The sequence below is a fragment of the Bradyrhizobium sp. CCBAU 11430 genome (assembly GCF_028128855.1).
Classification (GTDB): domain Bacteria; phylum Pseudomonadota; class Alphaproteobacteria; order Rhizobiales; family Xanthobacteraceae; genus Bradyrhizobium; species Bradyrhizobium ottawaense.
Genome location: NZ_LBJV01000065.1, coordinates 124,996 through 143,903, shown reverse-complemented (window position 1 = coordinate 143,903; position 18,908 = coordinate 124,996). Strand labels below are relative to the sequence as shown.

At 65.3% G+C, this 18,908-nt stretch carries 16 protein-coding genes; 13 read left to right on the top strand and 3 right to left on the bottom strand.

What is annotated here, in order from left to right:
- Window positions 1-89 precede the first annotated feature (89 nt).
- From XI04_RS24805 to XI04_RS24785, 5 genes are all read left to right on the top strand, one after another.
- Entirely contained in the window at window positions 90-365 is a 276-nt protein-coding gene (locus tag XI04_RS24805; RefSeq protein ID WP_271609142.1) for a hypothetical protein, read from the top strand.
- Window positions 366-580: 215 nt separating this feature from the next.
- Complete coding sequence (locus XI04_RS24800; RefSeq protein WP_028144802.1) at window positions 581-1,801, top strand: LL-diaminopimelate aminotransferase; 1,221 nt, start codon at window positions 581-583, stop codon at window positions 1,799-1,801.
- Between the two features lie 29 nt (window positions 1,802-1,830).
- Entirely contained in the window at window positions 1,831-3,147 is a 1,317-nt protein-coding gene (locus XI04_RS24795) for a homoserine dehydrogenase (protein ID WP_028144801.1), read from the top strand.
- A 162-nt stretch (window positions 3,148-3,309) separates the two neighbouring features.
- Window positions 3,310-4,311, top strand: a complete 1,002-nt coding sequence (gene glpX, locus XI04_RS24790) for a class II fructose-bisphosphatase (protein ID WP_018323059.1) — start codon at window positions 3,310-3,312, stop codon at window positions 4,309-4,311.
- 144 nt (window positions 4,312-4,455) lie between these two features.
- Complete coding sequence (locus XI04_RS24785; RefSeq protein ID WP_028144800.1) at window positions 4,456-5,175, top strand: haloacid dehalogenase type II; 720 nt, start codon at window positions 4,456-4,458, stop codon at window positions 5,173-5,175.
- 32 nt (window positions 5,176-5,207) lie between these two features.
- Here XI04_RS24785 and XI04_RS24780 read toward each other — a convergent pair whose 3' ends face one another.
- The gene (locus XI04_RS24780) at window positions 5,208-5,861 is read right to left on the bottom strand and encodes a TetR/AcrR family transcriptional regulator (protein WP_028144799.1); all 654 of its coding nucleotides are present in this window, start codon (window positions 5,859-5,861) and stop codon (window positions 5,208-5,210) included.
- 176 nt (window positions 5,862-6,037) lie between these two features.
- On the opposite strand from XI04_RS24780, the gene XI04_RS24775 reads away from it, so the two are divergent.
- On the top strand, window positions 6,038-7,240 hold the full coding sequence (locus XI04_RS24775) for an efflux RND transporter periplasmic adaptor subunit (RefSeq protein WP_271609144.1): 1,203 nt from the start codon (window positions 6,038-6,040) through the stop codon (window positions 7,238-7,240).
- Between the two features lie 5 nt (window positions 7,241-7,245).
- On the top strand, window positions 7,246-10,392 hold the full coding sequence (locus XI04_RS24770; protein WP_095424227.1) for an efflux RND transporter permease subunit: 3,147 nt from the start codon (window positions 7,246-7,248) through the stop codon (window positions 10,390-10,392).
- Between the two features lie 47 nt (window positions 10,393-10,439).
- Here XI04_RS24770 and XI04_RS24765 read toward each other — a convergent pair whose 3' ends face one another.
- Entirely contained in the window at window positions 10,440-11,411 is a 972-nt protein-coding gene (locus tag XI04_RS24765; protein ID WP_028144796.1) for an MBL fold metallo-hydrolase, read from the bottom strand.
- Window positions 11,412-11,633: 222 nt separating this feature from the next.
- Window positions 11,634-12,299 carry a GntR family transcriptional regulator gene (locus XI04_RS24760; protein ID WP_028144795.1) on the bottom strand — a complete coding sequence of 222 codons (666 nt, stop codon included), beginning with the start codon at window positions 12,297-12,299 and terminating at the stop codon, window positions 11,634-11,636.
- 121 nt (window positions 12,300-12,420) lie between these two features.
- Between XI04_RS24760 and XI04_RS24755 the strand changes: the two genes are divergently transcribed.
- The 6 genes from XI04_RS24755 (at window position 12,421) to XI04_RS24730 (ending at window position 18,855) form a co-directional block, all read left to right on the top strand.
- Window positions 12,421-13,215 carry an enoyl-CoA hydratase/isomerase family protein gene (locus XI04_RS24755; RefSeq protein WP_028144794.1) on the top strand — a complete coding sequence of 265 codons (795 nt, stop codon included), beginning with the start codon at window positions 12,421-12,423 and terminating at the stop codon, window positions 13,213-13,215.
- A gap of 10 nt (window positions 13,216-13,225) precedes the next feature.
- Window positions 13,226-14,485, top strand: a complete 1,260-nt coding sequence (locus tag XI04_RS24750; protein ID WP_271609145.1) for a CaiB/BaiF CoA transferase family protein — start codon at window positions 13,226-13,228, stop codon at window positions 14,483-14,485.
- A 50-nt stretch (window positions 14,486-14,535) separates the two neighbouring features.
- Window positions 14,536-15,528: a Bug family tripartite tricarboxylate transporter substrate binding protein gene (locus XI04_RS24745; RefSeq protein ID WP_038946677.1), complete on the top strand. Its 993-nt coding sequence runs from the start codon at window positions 14,536-14,538 to the stop codon at window positions 15,526-15,528.
- Window positions 15,529-15,825: 297 nt separating this feature from the next.
- Window positions 15,826-16,308 carry a tripartite tricarboxylate transporter TctB family protein gene (locus XI04_RS24740; protein ID WP_271609146.1) on the top strand — a complete coding sequence of 161 codons (483 nt, stop codon included), beginning with the start codon at window positions 15,826-15,828 and terminating at the stop codon, window positions 16,306-16,308.
- Between the two features lie 10 nt (window positions 16,309-16,318).
- Window positions 16,319-17,854 carry a tripartite tricarboxylate transporter permease gene (locus tag XI04_RS24735; RefSeq protein ID WP_095424225.1) on the top strand — a complete coding sequence of 512 codons (1,536 nt, stop codon included), beginning with the start codon at window positions 16,319-16,321 and terminating at the stop codon, window positions 17,852-17,854.
- Entirely contained in the window at window positions 17,851-18,855 is a 1,005-nt protein-coding gene (locus XI04_RS24730) for a 4-hydroxythreonine-4-phosphate dehydrogenase PdxA (protein WP_271609147.1), read from the top strand. Before XI04_RS24735 ends, XI04_RS24730 begins: the two co-directional genes overlap by 4 nt.
- Window positions 18,856-18,908 lie beyond the last annotated feature (53 nt).

The following is an 18,908-nucleotide window of genomic DNA, read 5'->3' as shown; positions in this document are numbered from 1 at the left end:
CCATTTGGGCAGCAATGGTTTGAGCTTGGGCGCGGTCTTGGGTAAGGTTGCCCGGGGCCGTGCTTTGGGACGAGTAGGGGATTTCCCAAGTGTTGGCGTTGTGGGACCTGCAAAAGACGCTGCCGATCGGCTGCGCGCTGCTGATCGCGGCGCTCGCCGTTGGCGGCTGCTCGAGCCAGCTCGCCGATATGACCCCCGCGGACGCGCAGGCGCATCCCAGGGAGCCCGGCACCTACCTGCCGGTGCACGACCTGCCGCCGGATCGTGATCAAGCGGTCATCCCGCCGGAGCAGCGCGCCAAGATCGAGGCTGAGCTCGCCGCCGCGCGCGATCGCCAGGCCGTCGCCGGCAAGGATGCGAAATGAGCCGCTCCAAGGTAATCGCTGGCGCCCCCGCCTTGCCGTGCTAAAAGACCACGTTCAGCCGAGAGTCAGGGCGAACGACTTCAGTCTTCGTCGTCGATGATTGCTCTAAGCATTTGATTTTGAGTAATTTTCACGGCGAAAATGGACGCCTTTCCGAAGCGCCGTCCTGGCCTGTCGATTCTGTCCTGACCGGTTGCCCCGGAGCCCAGAGAGCCATGGAAGAATTTTACCGCATCCGCCGCCTTCCGCCTTACGTGTTCGAGCAGGTCAATCGGGCCAAGGCGGCCGCGCGGAATGCCGGCGCCGATATCATCGACCTCGGCATGGGCAACCCGGATCTGCCGGCCCCGGCGCATGTGCTTGAGAAGCTGAAGGAGACGCTGGGCAAGCCGCGCACCGATCGCTACTCGGCGTCCCGCGGCATCCCCGGACTGCGCCGGGCCCAGGCCGGCTACTACGCCCGCCGCTTCGGCGTGAAGCTCAACCCCGACACCCAGATCGTCGCGACGCTGGGCTCGAAGGAAGGCTTTGCCAACGTGGCGCAGGCGATCACCGCGCCCGGCGACGTCATCCTCTGTCCGAACCCGAGCTACCCGATTCACGCCTTCGGCTTTTTGATGGCGGGCGGCGTGATCCGCTCGGTGCCGTCGGAGCCGACGCCGCAGTTCTTCGAGGCGGTGGAGCGGGCGATCGTGCATTCGATCCCCAAGCCGCTGGCGCTCGTCGTCTGCTATCCCTCGAACCCGACCGCCTATGTCGCGAGCCTGGATTTCTACAAGGACCTCGTCGCGTTCGCGAAGAAGCACGAGATCCTGATCCTGTCCGATCTCGCTTATGCCGAGGTCTATTTCGACGAGAACAATCCGCCGCCCTCGGTGCTCCAGGTGCCCGGCGCGATGGACGTCTCCGTCGAGTTCACCTCGATGTCGAAGACCTATTCGATGGCCGGCTGGCGCATGGGCTTTGCGGTCGGCAACGAGCGCGTGATCGCAGCGCTCGCCCGCGTCAAATCCTATCTCGATTACGGCGCCTTCACGCCGGTGCAGGTCGCGGCGACCGCCGCACTGAACGGTCCCGACGATTGCATCAAGGAGATGCGCGACACCTACCGCAAGCGCCGCGATGCGCTGGTGGAATCGTTCGGCCGCGCCGGCTGGGAGATCCCGCCGCCGGAGGCCTCGATGTTCGCCTGGGTGCCGCTGCCCGAAGCCTTCCGCAGCGTCGGCAGCATGCAATTCGCGACCCTGATGGTGGAGAAATCCGGCGTTGCGGTCTCGCCCGGCGTCGGCTTCGGCGAGCATGGTGAAGGATATGTCCGCATCGCCATGGTGGAAAACGAGCAACGGATCAGGCAGGCCGCGCGCGGCGTGCGACGCTTCCTTGAAAGCGGCATCGAAACGTTGCACAACGTCGTTCCGCTCGCCAATCGGCGTTAAGTTCTCTTCGGCAGGTTTTCTAAGTCATCATGGTTGCACCCCTGAAAGTGGGCATAGCGGGGCTCGGCACCGTGGGCGCCGAAGTTGTCCGTTTGATTGAAACGCAGGCCCGCGTGCTCGCAGGCCGCAGCGGCCGCGGTATCCGCGTCGTCGCCGTCACCGCGCGCTCGAAGGCGAAGAAGCGCGGCATCGACCTGCGCGGCGTCGAATGGGTCAAGGATCCGTTGGCGCTGGCCACGCATCCCGGCATCGATTGCTTCGTCGAGCTGATGGGCGGCGCCGGCGATCCCGCGCTGTCGGCGGTCGAGGCCGCGCTCAGCGCCGGCAAGTCAGTGGTCACGGCAAACAAGGCGCTGCTCGCGAAGCACGGTTTGAAACTGGCAAAGGCCGCTGAAAAGCACAGCGGTGCGCTGAATTACGAGGCAGCCGTCGGCGCCGCGATCCCCGTCATCAAGACGTTGCGCGAGGGTCTTGCCGGAACCGGCATCAACCGCGTCTATGGCATCCTCAACGGCACCTGCAATTACATCCTGACCCGGATGGAGCAGGAAGGCCTGTCCTTCGCCGAATGCCTCGCGGATGCGCAGCGGCTCGGTTATGCCGAGGCCAACCCGTCCTTCGACGTCGACGGCCATGACACCGCGCAAAAACTCGCCATTCTCGCCAGCCTCGCTTTCGGCACGAAAGTTGCTCAAAGCGCGGTGTATGTCGAAGGCATCTCCTCCATCGCGCCGGAAGATCTGCGCGCGGCGGCCGATCTCGGCTACCGCGTCAAGCTGCTCGGCGTTGCGGTGCGCACCGCCAAGGGCATCGAGCAGCGCGTGCATCCGACCATGGTTCCGAAATCCTCCTCGATCGCGCAGGTGATGGGCGTCACCAATGCGGTCACAATCGACGGCGAGGGCATTCCGCCGATCACGCTGGTCGGCCCCGGCGCCGGCGGTGCCGCGACGGCATCCGCCGTCGTCGCCGATATCGCCGATGTCGCGCGCGGAATCCGCGCCAATCCGTTCGGCCGGCCCATTTCTCATTTGCGCGACACCAAGAAGGCGCCGATGGAGCGGCACGAGGGCGGCTATTACATCCGCCTTCTGGCGCGCGATTTCCCCGGCACCGCGGCTGCGATCGCGACGCGGCTGGCAGAGCAGAAGATTTCGATCGAGTCGATCGTGCAGCGTCATCCCAATGGCGGCGCTGCGCCAGCCGACGGCAAGGCGGTTCCTGTGCCCGTCATCCTGATCACCTACGCGACGCATGAGGACGCGGTGCGCCGCGCGCTCGCCGCCGTGCAGAAGGACAAGGTGATCAGCGGACGGCCGCAGGTGATCCGGATCGAGAAGAACTGAGCATGTCCCGGATCCGAAGGACCGCGCCAGCACATAGTGCGAAGCGGTTTTCCGGAAAGGTCATGCTGAAACAATGAGGCGGTTTGAACGAACGAACCGTGGGCGTTGAGAGTTGATGCGGGCAGAGACTTCTGTCCAAAACCGTTTCGAAGGAGTGAGCCGATGTCGACCCATATTTCAGTCCCCCCGCACGCGTTGCTCGAGCGCATCCTCACGCTGGAGATCGTGCGGGTGACGGAGCGGGCGGCGGTGTCGTCGGCGCGGCTGCGCGGGCACGGCAACGAGAAAGCGGCCGACCAGGCTGCGGTGGATGCGATGCGCCGCGAGCTCAACAAGCTCCCGATCGAGGGCACCATCGTGATCGGCGAGGGCGAGCGCGACGAGGCGCCGATGCTCTTCATCGGCGAGAAGGTCGGCCTGAACGCCGGCCCGCAGGTCGACATCGCGGTCGATCCGCTCGAAGGCACCACGCTGTGCGCCAAGAACATGCCGGGCTCGATTGCCACCATGGCGATGGCCGACGGCGGTACGCTGCTGCACGCCCCCGACGTCTACATGCAGAAGCTCGCGATCGGGCCGGGCTACAACAAGGGCGTCGTCGATCTCGATGCAACGCCGGCCGACAACGTCCGCCGTCTCGCCAAGGCCAAGGGTGTCCAGCCCGACGGCATCACGGTTCTGGTGCTCGATCGTCCGCGCCATGCCAGCATCATCGAGAGCGTGCGCTCGACCGGCGCCGCCGTGCGCCTGATCACCGACGGCGACGTGGCCGGCGTGATCCATTGCGCCGACCCCGATAACACCGGCGTCGACATGTATCTCGGCACCGGCGGCGCGCCGGAAGGCGTGCTCGCGGCCGTGGCGCTGCGCTGCATCGGCGGCCAGATGCAGTGCCGTCTCATCCTCGATTCCGACGAGAAGCGTGAACGCGCCGCCAAGATGGGCGTCAACGATCCCAAGATGATCTACGGCATCGAGGACATGGCGCGCGGCGACTGCCTGTTCGCCGCCACCGGCGTCACCACGGGCTCGCTGCTCTCGGGCGTCAAATTTCGCAAGGACGGCGTGATCGAGACCGAGACGGTGGTGATGCGTTCGGTCACCGGCACCGTGCGCTACATCAAGGCCGAGCATCGCGAGCTTGCGAAGTTCCATCTGGACTAAGTAGGGCATAACAACTGCCCGTCATTCCGGGGCGACGCAAAGCGTCGAGCCCGGAATCCATAACCACGATCGGGAGTATGGATTCCGGGCCTGCGCCTAACGGCGCATCCCGGAATGACAACAAGAACAATCACGGGAAGCGCCATGTCCGAACTCTCCGCCGTCAAAGCCCTTGTCTTCGACGTCTTCGGCACGGTTGTGGACTGGCGCACCAGCCTCATCACCGACTTCATGTGGTGGAGCAGGCAGCGCGGCATCAGTGCCGACTGGACGGCGCTCGTCGACGGCTGGCGCGGCATGTACATGGCCTCGATGGACGATGTGCGCAAACATCCCGAGCGCGGCTATGTCATGCTGGATGATCTGCACCGCCGCTCGCTAGAGAAGCTGGTCGCGCAGTTCGCGATCAAGGGCCTCACTGACGCCGATCTCGATTATCTCACCAAGGGCTGGCATCGCCTCAATCCCTGGCCAGACAGCGTCGCGGGCCTCACCCGGCTGAAGTCGAAATTCGTGATCTCGCCGCTATCGAACGGCAATGTCGCGCTGCTCACCAACATGGCGAAGTTTGCCGGCCTGCCGTGGGATCTCGTCATGTCGGCCGAGCTGTTCGAGCACTACAAGCCCGATCCGGAAACCTATCTGGGCGCAGCAAGGCTGCTCTGCCTCAAGCCGGAGGAGGTGATGATGGTCGCCGCCCACAACGGCGATCTCGCGGCGGCGCAGAAGAACGGCCTGAAGACCGCGTTCGTCGCACGGCCGACGGAGTACGGTCCGCTCCAGAAGGTCGATTTCGAAGCCACCGGCAAGTGGGACATCGTCGCCAAGGACTTTGGCGGGATCGCCGATAGGCTCGGCTGCTGACCTTCTTCCAAGCCGAGCGAGGCGGCTCACGCTTATTCGTCGGCCGCACAGAAGGTTGCAATGGCAAGATCGATCCGCCGGTCCAGGGCGCGGCGATTGAACTTGAATGCGGTGTCTGTCAGCAGCCTGAAATGATCGTGGCTGAACACCATGCCGAACAGCATTTCGGCAATGAGGCGGAGCGGCACGCCCTCAAAACGGGGCTCCAGGCGAACTGCCTTCAGTAGCTCGACGATATGCTCCGTGCCGCTTTCCATGATGACCTCGGCGAACATACGCCCCAGCTCCGGGGACGCCTGACGTTCACCGATGATCAAACGCTGCAGGGCGATCTCGCCAGGCGACAGCGCGACGTTGGCCGCCTCGCGCAGCATGTTTCGAAGCCGGATCACTGGTGATCCTTCCGAAGGGGTGTCTGCGTAATCGGCTTCCGGCAAGCTGCGCAGCAGCATGGCGCGGAACAGCTCGGTCTTGCTCTCGAACAATTTGTAGAGCGTCTTCTTCGACATCCCGGCGGCACCGGCGATGTCGTCCATCGTCGTCGCGGCAAACCCTTTGCTGGTGAAGGTGTCCTTCGCCGCCGCCAGCAATTGCCTCATGCGAGCGTCGGGGGCGGGGCCCACGGTCGGCTTGGTCCGCTCCGACGGCGGAGCAATGCGCCTCTGACTGCTGGCTTCTTTCGCCATGGACGTACCCGCTTGAATTTGAGCTGCTTCACGACTGCTTGAACGCCGTTGTGCAGGCAGCCTAGCACTTGACTTCAGGGAAGGAAACTACCAAGTTTCCCAATGGAAACTGAATAGTTTCCAAATGTTTCCGCGCGATGCCCTTCAGGGGCCGCAACTTACCCATGGATCGTCTCATGCGTTCCCCGATCGTCCGCGCTGTTCCCTTGATTGCCCTGCTGCTTGCCGCTTGCGGGGAGCAGAACCCGCAAGCGGCATTGCAGCAGATGGTGCCAGAGGTCGGCATCATGACCCTGAAACCGCAGGAAGCGAAGATCTCGACGGTGCTGCCGGGCCGCGTCGTCGCCTACCAGGTTTCCGAGGTCCGGCCGCAGGTCACGGGCATTCTGCTCAAGCGCGACTTCGTGGAAGGCGCCGAGGTCAGGGAAGGCGACCTGCTCTATGAGATCGATCCGGTGCAGTACAAGGCGGGCTTGGCCAGCGCCGAGGCCGCGGTGCAGAGGTCGGAGGCAACGCTCGTCAGCGTCAAGCTCAAGGCCGCGCGCAAGACCCAGCTTCTGCAAACCAATGCGGCGAGCCAGCAGGATGTCGACGATGCGGTCGCCGCCTACAAGCAGGGCGAGGCCGACGTGAAGGCGGCGGAGGCCAACCGCGACACGGCTGCGATCTCGCTGGATCGCACCAAGGTCACGGCCTCGATCTCGGGCCGGATCGGCAAGTCGAGCATCACGCCCGGTGCGCTGGTCACCGCCAGCCAGGCGACCGCGATGACGACGATCCAGCAGCTCGACCCTGTCTATGTCGACCTCGATCAGTCGACCTCCGAGATGGAACGCCTGCGCAACCAGATCGCCAGTGGCCGGCTTAAGCGTCCTGCCGAAGGCGTGCAGGTCGAGCTCTTGATGGAGAGCGGCAGGGCTTACGGCCACAAGGGCAAGTACGGCTTCACCGATGCCAGTGTCAACGAGAGCACCGGCTCGGTCTCGTCGCGCGCGGTCTTCGCCAATCCCGAGCGGGCGCTGCTGCCGGGCATGTATGTGCGCGCCCGCGTCGTCGCCGGCGTGGACACGGCCGCGATCCTGGTGCCGCAGCGGGCGGTCTCGCGTAATCCGCTGGGGCAGGCGGTGGCGATGTTCGTCGACAAGGACGGCAAGGTCGAGCAGCGGACGCTGGAACTCGGAGAGGACGTCGGCAGCAACTGGCTGGTGCGTTCCGGCGCCAAGGCGGGCGACCGCCTGGTCGTCGAGGGAACGCAGAAGGCTCGCCCCGGCGCGCCGGTCAAGACCGTCGAGGTCGCGGTCAATCCCGCAACCGGCCTCACCGTGAATCCGACGCGGCAGGCCGACGCGCGGCCTGCAGCCGCCACAGCCGAGCAGTAACCGTCATGTCCCATTTCTTCATCAAGCGGCCGATCTTCGCCTGGGTCATCGCCATCCTGATCATGCTGGGCGGCGTGCTCGCGATCATGCGGCTGCCGATCGCGCAATATCCGCAGATCGCGCCGACCGTCGTCACGATCACGGCGACCTATCCCGGCGCCAATGCCGAGACCGCGGAGAACTCGGTGACCAAGGTCATCGAGCAGAACATGACCGGTCTCGACTATCTGCAATACATGTCGTCGTCGAGCACCTCGACGGGCCAAGTGCAGATCTCGCTGACCTTCACCAACGGGGCCGATGCCGACATCGCCCAGGTGCAGGTGCAGAACAAGCTGCAGCTTGCAACTCCGCTGCTGCCGCAGGTCGTGCAGCAGCAGGGCATCAAGGTCGTGAAGTCCTCGGCGAGCTTCTTGATGGTGCTGGGTTTCGTCTCCGAGGACGGTCGGCTTGCCGCCAGCGACATCGCCGACTACGTGGCCTCCTCGGTCAACGATCCGATCAGTCGCGTTGCCGGCGTCGGGCAGGTGACGTTGTTCGGCGCCGAATACGCCATGCGCATCTGGCTCGATCCCGACAAGCTGGCCAAATACAATCTGATGCCCAGCGACGTGACCGCGGCGATCCAGACCCAGAACACGCAGGTGACCGCCGGCCAGCTCGGCGGCCTGCCGTCTGTCGGCGGCCAGCAGCTCAATGCCACCATCACCTCGCAGAGCCGCCTGCAGACGGTCGAGCAATTCAAGGACATCATCCTGCGCACGGCCACGACCGGTCAGACGGTCCGTATCGGCGACGTCGCGCGGGTCGAGCTCGGTTCGAAGTCCTATGATTCCGCCGCGCGCTACAACGGCAAGCCGGCCGCGGGCATGGGCATCAGCCTTGCGACCGGCGCCAATGCGGTCGCGACCTCGGAAGCGGTGAAGGCGCGCGTTGCCCAGCTCAGCGCCACCATGCCGGAGGGGCTCCGCGTCGTCTACCCCTACGACACCACGCCCTTCGTCAAGCTGTCGATCGAGAAGGTGATCCACACGCTGTTCGAGGCGATCGCGCTGGTTTTCGTCGTGATGTTCGTGTTCCTGCAGAGCTGGCGCGCCACCATCATTCCGACCATTGCCGTGCCGGTGGTGCTGCTCGGGACCTTCGGCGTGCTCTCGCTCGCCGGCTATTCCATCAATACGCTGACGATGTTCGCGATGGTGCTGGCGATCGGCCTCCTGGTCGACGATGCCATCGTCGTGGTCGAAAACGTCGAGCGCGTGATGGCCGAGGAGCAGCTTAGCCCGCGCGAGGCGACCGAGAAATCCATGCGCGAGATCACCGGGGCCCTGGTCGGGATCGGCGTCGTGCTCTCGGCCGTCTTCATCCCGATGGCGTTCTTCAACGGCTCGGTCGGCATCATCTACCGGCAGTTCGCGCTCACCATCGTCACGGCGATGCTGCTGTCGGTGCTGGTCGCGCTGATCCTGACGCCGGCTTTGTGCGTCACGATCCTGAAGCCGCCGCAACACCATGGCGCGCAGCGCGGCTTCTTCGGCCTGTTCAACCGCGGCTTCGACCGCATGGCCGACGGTTATCAGCGCACCACGGGCGCCGCGATCAGGCGCATCGCCGGGGTGATGATCGCCTTCGCGGCGATCGTCGCCGGCATGGTCTTGCTGTTCCAGCGGCTGCCGAGCTCGTTCCTGCCCGACGAGGACCAGGGCACGATCATGACCCTGATCCAGCTCCCGGTCGGCGCGACGTCGACGCGCACGCTCGACGTGATCAAGCAGGTCGAGCATCAATATCTCGACAACGAGAAGGATGCCGTCGACGGCGTGTTCGCGGTCAGCGGCTTCAGCTTCGCGGGGCAGGGGCAGAATGTCGGCCTCGCCTTCGTCAGCCTGAAGCCGTTCGACGAGCGCAAGAGTCCTGCGGCCTCGGCGCAGGCCGTGGCCGGCCGTGCCATGGGGGCGTTCATGAAAATCCGCGACGCCATGGTGTTCGCGGTGCTGCCGCCGTCGATCCCCGGCTTCGGCAATGCCGGCGGATTCGACGTCTATCTCCAGGACACCGGCGGCAACGGTCACGAGGCGCTGATCCAGGCGCGCAACCAGCTGCTCGGGCAGCTCGCGGCGGACAAGCGCGTGGCGCAGGCCCGGCCGAACGGTCAGGACGATACGCCGCAATTCAACCTCGACGTCGACCAGGCCAAGGCCACCGCGCTCGGCGTCAACCTCAGCGATCTCAACACCACATTGTCGGCGGCCTGGGGCGGGGCCTATGTCAACGACTTCATCGACCGCGGCCGCGTCAAGCAGGTCTATGTGCAGAGCGATGCGCCGTTCCGCATGGATACCAGCGACATCGGCCGCTGGTATGTGCGCAACGCCTCGGGCTCGATGGTGCCGTTCTCGGCGGTCGCTACCGATCGCTGGAGCTTTGGCTCGCCGCGCCTCGAGCGCTACAACGGCGTTGCCGCCGTCGAGTTGCAGGGGCAGGCGGGGCCGGGCATCAGCTCGGGCGTTGCCATGCAGGCGGTGGAGGAGCAGATGGCCAGGCTGCCCAAGGGCTATGGCCACGAATGGACCGGATTGTCGTTCCAGGAACGGCTCACCGGCAGCCAGACGCTGTATCTCTATTCGATCTCGCTGCTGATCGTCTTCCTGAGCCTTGCGGCACTCTACGAGAGCTGGTCCGTCCCATTCGCGGTGATGCTGACGGTGCCGATCGGCGTGCTCGGCGCGCTGCTCGCGGCGACGCTGTTCAGCCAGGCCAACGACGTCTATTTCCAGGTCGGTCTGCTCACGACGATCGGTCTTGCCTCGAAGAACGCGATCCTGATCGTCGAATTCGCGCTGGAGCAGATCGCGGCCGGCCGGAGCCTCGTCGATGCCACCCTGCACGCGTCACGTCAGCGCCTGCGCCCGATCCTGATGACCTCGCTCGCCTTCATCCTCGGCGTGTTGCCGCTGGCGGTGGCGACCGGCGCCGGCTCGGCCAGCCAGAATGCGGTCGGCATCGGCGTCGCCGGCGGCATGATCGCGGCGACCGTGCTCGGCATCTTCTTCGTGCCAGCCCTGTTCGTGCTGGTGAAGCGGATATTCCCCGGTGCCCGGGCGGACGTCGCCACCTCGAATCTTCCTGGGGTCGCGGAGCCCGCGGAATAGGAGCAGTCATGGTCCGGGCGGCGCACGCGCCGCCCGGACCTGACGAGCTACAAGGTCATCTGCATCGGTTCGGGATAATAGTGGAAGCCTTCACCGGCCTTGGCGACATGGCCGTAGCCCGGCCAGGCGAAGTGATAGGACATCACCGGGGTCTTGTTGGCCGCAAGCATCGTCAGCAGTTTGACGCGCGATTCCGCGGCCTGCTTCGGATCGGTGTCGTAGGAGAATTCCATGCGCGGCCGCTCGAGCAGCAGCACGGAATGGTGCGAGAGGTCGCCGAGGAAGGCGAAGGACTTGCCGGCCGACGACACCAAGAAGATGGTGTGGCCGACGGTGTGACCGGGCGCGGAGATCGCCTGCACGCCCGGCAGGAATTCCTGGCCGTCCTTGAAGAACACGATCCGGTCACGGACCGGCAGCAGGTTCTTGCGGGCGTGAACGACGAAGTCCTTGGCCGGACTGCCGAGCTTGCCTTCGTCGGTCCAGAAGTCGAAATCGGTCTGCGAGATGTAGATCTGCGCGTTCGGAAACAGCGGCTTGCCGCCTTCGTCGACGATGCCTCCGATATGGTCGATATGGGCATGCGAGCACACGACGGCATCGATGTCCCCCGGCTTGATGCCGGCCTCGGTCATGCTCTTCTGTTGCCGGCCGGTGCTGGCGCCGAACATCTTCGATGAGCCCATGCCGGTATCGAACAGGATGAGCTTGTCGCCGGTGTTCACGATCGGCGAGTTCTGTTCGAGCACGACGTTGTCCGGCGACAGGAAATTGTCCGCCAGCATCTTCTTCACCTCTTCCTTGGGAACGCCGGTGAAGGTTCCGGAGGGATCGCCGAGCGGCAGCGGCCCGTCGGACACGACGGTGACCTCGGCATCGCCGAGAACGAAGCGGTGCCAGTAGGGCGTCTGGGTGCCGAGCTTGGGAGCCCGCGCCATCGCGCTGGTGCCGAGCATGGCGCTGGCACCAAGGCCAGCTCCGAGCGCGAGTAGGGATCGACGGGAGACATCGATTGTCATGCGTTTCCTCCGCTTTTGTCTTTTGTTTTGCGCGATTGTTCGCGCGTTGGGACCGGCCTGATCGGGCCACGCGGCCGCAGGTCGGCAGAGAAGTATGCTGCTCCGGCCGCGACAAGCTAGCAAGTGGAATTAGTGCGCAGATTCACGCGGAGCGAGAACGAGCTGCCGGGCGGGAAGGCCACGTGTGACGCACTCACTGGCCAGGACAACGCGAATTGCGCCTTACGCAATTTTCAGCGTGAGATCGTTCCCTTCCGTCTCGGCAAAACCCGCCTGGAAGACCTCTTCGCGCTTGTGGCGGAGATGCGCGCGCAAAATGTGGGAGAGGCCGAGGCCGTCGCGGCGCTGGAGCGCGTTCAGGATGGCGTCATGCTCCTTCACGGCGAGCGCCCAGCGCTGCGGCGTCATCGGCGTGACGTAGCGCGCGCGCCGGATGCGCGCTGTCACTGATGTGTAGAGCCCCGCGAGCACGGGATTTCCGGCTGCGGTGACGATGGCCTCGTGGATGGCGCGATTGCCGCGGTAGTACTGGATCAGATCGCCGTCGCGATAATGCAGCACCATGGCCGCATGCGCGGCGGCGATCTCGTCGATCTCGGCGTCCGTGATGCGTTCGCAGGCGAGCTCGCCGGCGAGGGCCTCCAGGCCCTGGCAGACCTCGAACAGGTCGCGCATGTCCTTGTCGGTCAGCTTTGCCGCGCGCGAGCCGCGATGCGGCAGCAACTGCACGAGGCCTTCGGCGGCCAGCACCTTGAGTGCCTCGCGCAGCGGCGTGCGCGAGATCTCGAGCCGTTCACATAGCTCGCGTTCGGGAATCCGCGCGCCAGGCGGAATTTCGCCATCGAGCAGGATGGCCCGGATACGGCCGACGACGTCCTCGTGAAGCATGGGGGGACTAGCACTCCAATTTGAATGCAAAACTGGGGTATTCGATCGATATTTCGAAGTTCCAGCTTGCTAATCGCAGATTTTGCATTCAAAAATGTAAAAAACAAGAGGATATGAGGAAATGGACCGGGCGGTAGGGGCAGACGACCTCGTTTTTGAATGCAACGACGGCATCGGGCGGATCACCTTCAACCGCCCCCAGGCCCGCAACGCCTTCACTTTCGCCATGTACGAGCGGCTCGCCGCGATCTGCGAAGAGGCCAACAGCGATCATGCGATCAAGGTGCTGGTGCTGCGCGGGGCCGGCGACAAGGCGTTCGCCGCGGGCACCGACATCAACCAGTTCCGCGAGTTCAAGTCGCCGCAGGATGCGATCGACTACGAGAACCGTATCGATCGCGTCCTGACCACGCTCGAACAGTGCCGGGTGCCGACCATCGCGGCGATCAACGGGTTCTGCACCGGCGGAGGCGCCGGCATCGCCGCGGCCTGCGACCTGCGCATCGGCACACGCAGTGCCCAGATTGGATTCCCCATCGCCCGGACGCTCGGCAATTGCCTGTCGATGTCCAATGTCGGCCGTCTCACCGCACTCATCGGCGCCGCGCGCGTCAAGGACCTGATCTTCACCGCACGTCTTGTCGATGCCACGGAGGCGGCGAGCGTCGGACTGCTCGGCGAGATCGTCGAGGATCTGGCTGCGCTGGACCGGCGCGCCGACGAAGTGGCCCGGCTCGTCGCCAGTCATGCGCCGCTGACGCTGAATGCGACCAAGCAGGCGGTCGGCCGGCTGCAACAGCGGCTGACGGGAGACGAAGGCGAGGATCTCATCCTGATGTGCTACACGAGCCAGGATTTTCGCGAAGGGCTCGATGCTTTCCTCAACAAGCGCGCGCCGCAATGGCGCGGCCAATAGGACGGGCCCGATGCAAAGCGATCGATCGCAATCCAATTCTCGCCGTTCGGGACCGCTTGCCGGCCTCAGGGTCGTCGACCTCACCCATGTCATGGCCGGGCCGACCTGCACCCTGATGCTCGCCGACATGGGCGCCGACGTCATCAAGATCGAGAAATCGCCGAACGGCGACGACACCCGCCATTCGGTACCGCCGAAGATCGGCGAGGAGGCGGCCTCCTTCCTGATGATGAACCGCAACAAGCGCGGCATCGTGCTGGATCTGAAGACCGAAGGCGGCAAGCAGGTGCTACGGCGGCTGATCGCTGATGCCGACGTGCTGGTCGAGAACTTTGCGCCGGGCGCGATGGAGCGCCTCGGCTTCGGCTACGAGGCGCTGCACGAGCAATTCCCGGCGCTGATCTACTGCTCGCTGTCGGGCTTCGGCCGCACCGGTCCCTACAAGCACCGCCGCGGCTTCGACCTCGTCGCGCAGGCCATGAGCGGCATCATGAGCTTTACCGGCGAACGCCCCGACGGTCCGCCGGTCAAATGCGGCCCGCCGCTCTCGGACATCACCGCCGGCCTGCTCGCCAGCATGGGCATCCTCGCAGCCTATACACATCGCCTCAAGACCGGCGAGGGGCAGTGGGTCGAGACCTCGCTCTATGAGGCCGCCCTGGTGCAAACCTATTGGCAATCGACCATCGCACTCGCCGCCGGCACGGCACCGCGTGCCATGGGGTCGGCCCATCCGCTCAATGCGCCCTACCAGGCGTTCGAGGCTTCCGACGGCTGGCTCGTGGTCGGCGGCGCCAACAAGAAGCACTGGCTCTTGATGCTGGAAGCCCTTGGCGCCAGCGAACTCGCCGCCGATCCGCGCTTCGTCACCGGGGCCGACCGCATGGCAAATCTGAAAGTGCTCGAAGCGGTCCTGAGCGAGCGCTTTCGCACCCGGTCGCGAGCGTACTGGCTCGCGGCGCTGGACGAGAAGGGCGTGCCGTGCGGACCGGTGCATGACATGCTGGAGGCGCTCAGGGATCCCCAGACGCTGGCGCGCGAGATGGTCGTCGAGGTCGAGCATTCCACGCTCGGCCCGGTGAAGACGATCGGTCTGCCCGTCAAGTTTTCGGAGACCCCAGGCAAAGTCCTCTCGGGCGCGCCGGTCTATGGTGAGCATACGAGCGAGGTGCTGGCCGAGTACGGGTTCGACCAGAAGCAAATCGAAGCGCTCGAAAAAGAAGGCGCAATCGTCTTAGGCGCAGGAAGACGCGAGGAACGCGTCGCCTGACCGGGCGTCGATACGACAACGATAAAAGGCAAGATCCGCTGGAGGAAATCATGGGTCGGACGTCGATATTTCTGCTCTCCGCAGCCGCGACGATGCTCGCCGGCACGATGCCGGCGCTCAGCGCCTGGCAACCGCAAAAGCCGATCGAGTTCGTGGCCACCGCCGGACCGGGCGGCGGGACCGACAATCTCGCCCGCGCGGTGCAGAACATCATCACCAAGCACAAGCTGACGGAGCAGCCGATCGTCGTCGTCAACAAGGGCGGCGGCAGCGGCGCGGAAGGCTATGTCTATGGCAAGGCCTCCGCCGGCGATCCCTACAAGGTGATTTTCGGCACCTCGAACGCCTGGCAGCAGCCGCTCGTCTCCAAGGTCGCCTTCAACTACACCGATCTCACCCCCGTAGCGGCGATGGCGCAGGACGAGTTTTTGCTCTGGGTCAAGCAGGACGCGCCTTACAAAACGGCGGGTGACTATCTGAAGGCGGCCGGATCGGGCGAGTTCAAGATGGGCGGCGCCCAGTCGAAGGACACCGACGAGGTGCTGACGCGCATGATCGAGAAGGCCGGCAAGGTCAAGCTGACCTATATCCCCTTCAAGAGCGGCGCCGAGACCGCCGTGCAGCTCGCCGGCGGACATCTCGATTCTCACGTCAACAATCCCAGCGAAAGCCTCGGGCAATGGCGCGGCGGCACGCAGCGGCCGCTCTGCGTTTTCAGCCCGAAGCGGCTGCCGCAGGGCGCCAAGGTCACCGCGACCGAAGGCTGGGGCGATGTTCCGACCTGCGTCGAGCAAGGGCTCGACATCAAGCAATATGAGCAGCCGCGCACCGTGTGGCTGCCCGGCAAGGTCACGCCGGACCAGGCCGCGTTCTATGTCGACCTCATGAAGAAGGTGCAGGCGACGCCGGAGTGGAAGGACTACATCGAGAAGACGTCCCAGGTCGACACCTTCCTGACGGGTGCCGAGTTCGACAAGTTCATCAAGGAGGATCTCGAGCACGTCAAGCAGGTGGCGGGCGAGCAGGGCTGGCTCGTCAAGTGAGGCGGGGCGCATGCAGCGGGGGTGACGATGTGGGCAGGGCTTCCCGCAGCATGTCGACCATCATGCCAAATCCGCCGCTGTCGTCCCTGCCTAGCGCGCAATTGCGCGCGGAGGCGCAGGGACCCATACCGCGTGATCTGGCGAGAAGTGTCGGTCGCTGTACCGACGTGACCTCGAGTCTTCGTCAAATTCCTCCCTGGGGTTATGGGTCCCTGCGTTCGCAGGGACGACACCGAGCGCCGGTGAAGGATGCGTGGCTACAGCGGGCAATTGCCCGACCTCTGAGCGGAGCCCTCCATGATCTCGCGCCGCGCGCTTGAACTTGCGACCGCCGTCCTCACCGGCAGCTTCGGTGTCGCCGTCGTCGTCTCCAGCCTCGACAACGGCATCGGCTGGTCGAGCGCGGGCGTCGATGCCGGCACGTTTCCGTTCCTGACTGGCATCGTCATCGTGCTCGGCAGCCTCTACAACCTGGTGCGGGGCGTGTTGCCGGTTGCGTCCCTGGCAAACGTTCCCATCGCGATCACGCCGATCGAGCTGCGCCGGCTTGCCGGCCTGTTCGTGCCGGCCGCGATCTTCGTGGCCGCGATCCCGCTCGCCGGGATGTACGTCGCCTCGGCGCTCTATGTCTTCGCGGTGCTGGCGATCCCCAGACATCAATCGGTGCCGCGCGCGCTGGGAATGGCGGCGGCGACGGCGCTCGCGCTCTACGTGGTGTTCGAGCGCATGTTCCAGGTGAGCTTGCCGCACGGCGCGCTCGCAGCCGCCTTCGGGTTCTGACGGAGGGCCGATGGACAATCTCGGGGAACTCCTCCACGGCTTCAGCATCGCGGTCACCGTGCCGCATCTGGTGCTGATGGTCGTCGGCGTGCTGCTCGGCATTCTCGTCGGCGTGCTGCCGGGGCTGGGTGCGCCGAACGGGGTGTCGCTGCTCCTGCCGCTGACCTTCGGCATGCAGCCGGTGTCGGCGATCATTCTGCTCTCCAGCATGTATTGGGGGGCGCTATTCGGCGGCTCGGTCACCTCGATCCTGTTCAACATTCCCGGCGAGCCGTCGTCGGTTGCGACCACCTTCGACGGCTATCCGATGGCGCGTGACGGAAGGCCGACCACGGCGCTCGCCACCGCCTTCGGCTCGGCCGCGTTCGGCGCGCTGATCGGCGTCATCCTGATTACCTTCCTCGCGTCCTGGGTGGCGCAGGTCGCGCTGGCCTTCGGGCCGGCGGAATACTTTGCCGTCTACTTCCTGGCCTTTGCCAGCTTCGTCGGCATGGGCGGCGCCGCGCCGATCAAGACCCTCGTGGCGCTGGCGATCGGCTTTGCGATCGCCGCGATCGGCATCGACACCGTCTCCGGCAGCGTCCGCCTCACCATGGGCGTCGACGAGCTCGTCAAGGGCGTGAGCTTCGTCGTCGCGGTGATGGGCCTGTTCGGCATCGGCGAACTGCTGGTTGCGGTCGAAGAGGAATTCCACGCCCGCGCGGTGTCCTCGAAGATCGACTGGCGCGAGGTGCTCCGCGCGGTCGGCCGCCTGCCGCGGCATGGCGTTGCCTTGCTGCGCAGCGCCGCAATCGGCTGCTGGATGGGGATCACCCCGGGCGGGCCGACCGCGGCGTCCTTCATGAGCTATGGCATCGCCCGCCGCTTCTCGCGCCGGGGCCGCTATTTCGGCACCGGAGAGGTCGAAGGCATCATCTCGCCGGAGACGGCTGACCATGCCGCCGGCACCAGCGCGCTGCTGCCGATGCTTTCGCTCGGCATTCCCGGCTCGGCGACCGCGGCCGTCATGATGGGCGGGCTGATGATCTGGGGCCTCAATCCCGGGCCGATGCTGTTCGTCGACCAGAAGGACTTCGTCTGGGGCCTGATCGCCTCGATGTATGTCGGCAACATCGTCGCCGTCGCCTTGGTGCTGCTGACCGTACCGGTGTTTGCCGCCTTGATGCGGATTCCCTTCGTCGTCATCGCGCCGCTGATCGTCATCATCTGCGTCGTCGGCGCCTATTCGGTGTCGAACTCCTATCTCGATGTCGTCATGATGCTGGGCTTCGGAATCGTCGGCTATCTCTTCAAGAAGCTGTTCTATCCCTTGGCCCCGCTGGTGCTCGCGATCGTCATCGGCGACAAGGCCGAGGATGCGTTCCGGCAGTCGATGCTGATGTCGAAGGGATCGCTCGGGATCTTCGTTGCGAACAAGCTGGTGACATGCCTGATCATGGCCGGCATCGCGCTGCTGCTGCTTCCGCTCGCGTTGCAGCTCGCGCGTCTCTGGCGCAAGCCCGCCCCCGTGACCGAAACGACCGCCCAGGAGAAGGTGATCATATGACCGCAAAGCCGCTGATTGCGTTGGCAATGGGAGATCCCGCCGGCATCAGCCCGGAGCTGACGGCCAAGCTGGTGGCGCAGGACGACATCCGCGCGGGCTGCCGGCTCGTCGTGATCGGTGACCGCCGCATCTTCGAGGAGGGCGCGCGCATTGCCGGCGTCAGGCCGGCGCTGAAGATGGTGGAGCAAGGGGCCGATCTTCGCGCGGCGGGGGGCGAGGCGCTGTTCGTCGATCTCGGCCAACTCGATCCCAAGGAGGTCGAGCCGAAGACCGCGACCCTTGCCGGCGGAAAATTTGCGCTGGCGAACTACAAGCACGCGCTCGAGCTCGGCCGCGACGGCCGCGTCGAGGCGGTCTGCTTCACCCCCTTCAACAAGCAGGCGATGCGGCTTGCCCGCGCCGAGTACGACGACGAGATCGCGTTTTCGGCCGAAGTGGTCGGCCTCAAGACCGCGGCGAGCGAGTTCAACGTGCTGGACCGGCTGTGGAACGCGCGAGTCACCTCCCATATTCCGCTGAGGGACGTTGCTGCAAAGTTGTCCAGCGAACGCATCCATCGTGCGCTCCAGCTGACCGATGCCTGCATGCGCAACGGCGGTTTCGCGCGGCCGCGCATCGCCGTCGCCGGTCTCAATCCGCACGCGGGCGATGGCGGAAATTTCGGCCGCGAGGAGATCGATATCATTGCGCCCGTGGTCGCGGCCGGCCAGCGCGAGGGCATCGCCGCGGAGGGGCCGTTCCCGGCCGACACCGTCTTCCTGCGCGCCAAGGCCGGCGCTTTCGATGCCGTGCTGACGATGTATCACGACCAGGGCCAGATCGCGATGAAGCTGATGGGCTTCGACCGCGGCGTGACCTTGCTCGGCGGCTTTCCATTCCCGATCTGCACGCCAGCGCACGGCACGGCTTACGACATCGCCGGGCAAGGCGTCGCGTCGATCGGAGCCAGCCGGGCCGCGTTGCTGCTCGCCGCGGGGATGGCCGCGCGGCGCGCCGCCTGATTGCACGCACCAGGGAGCAAGCGCTTGCTGCACTCGCCTTGCGGGCAGTATTA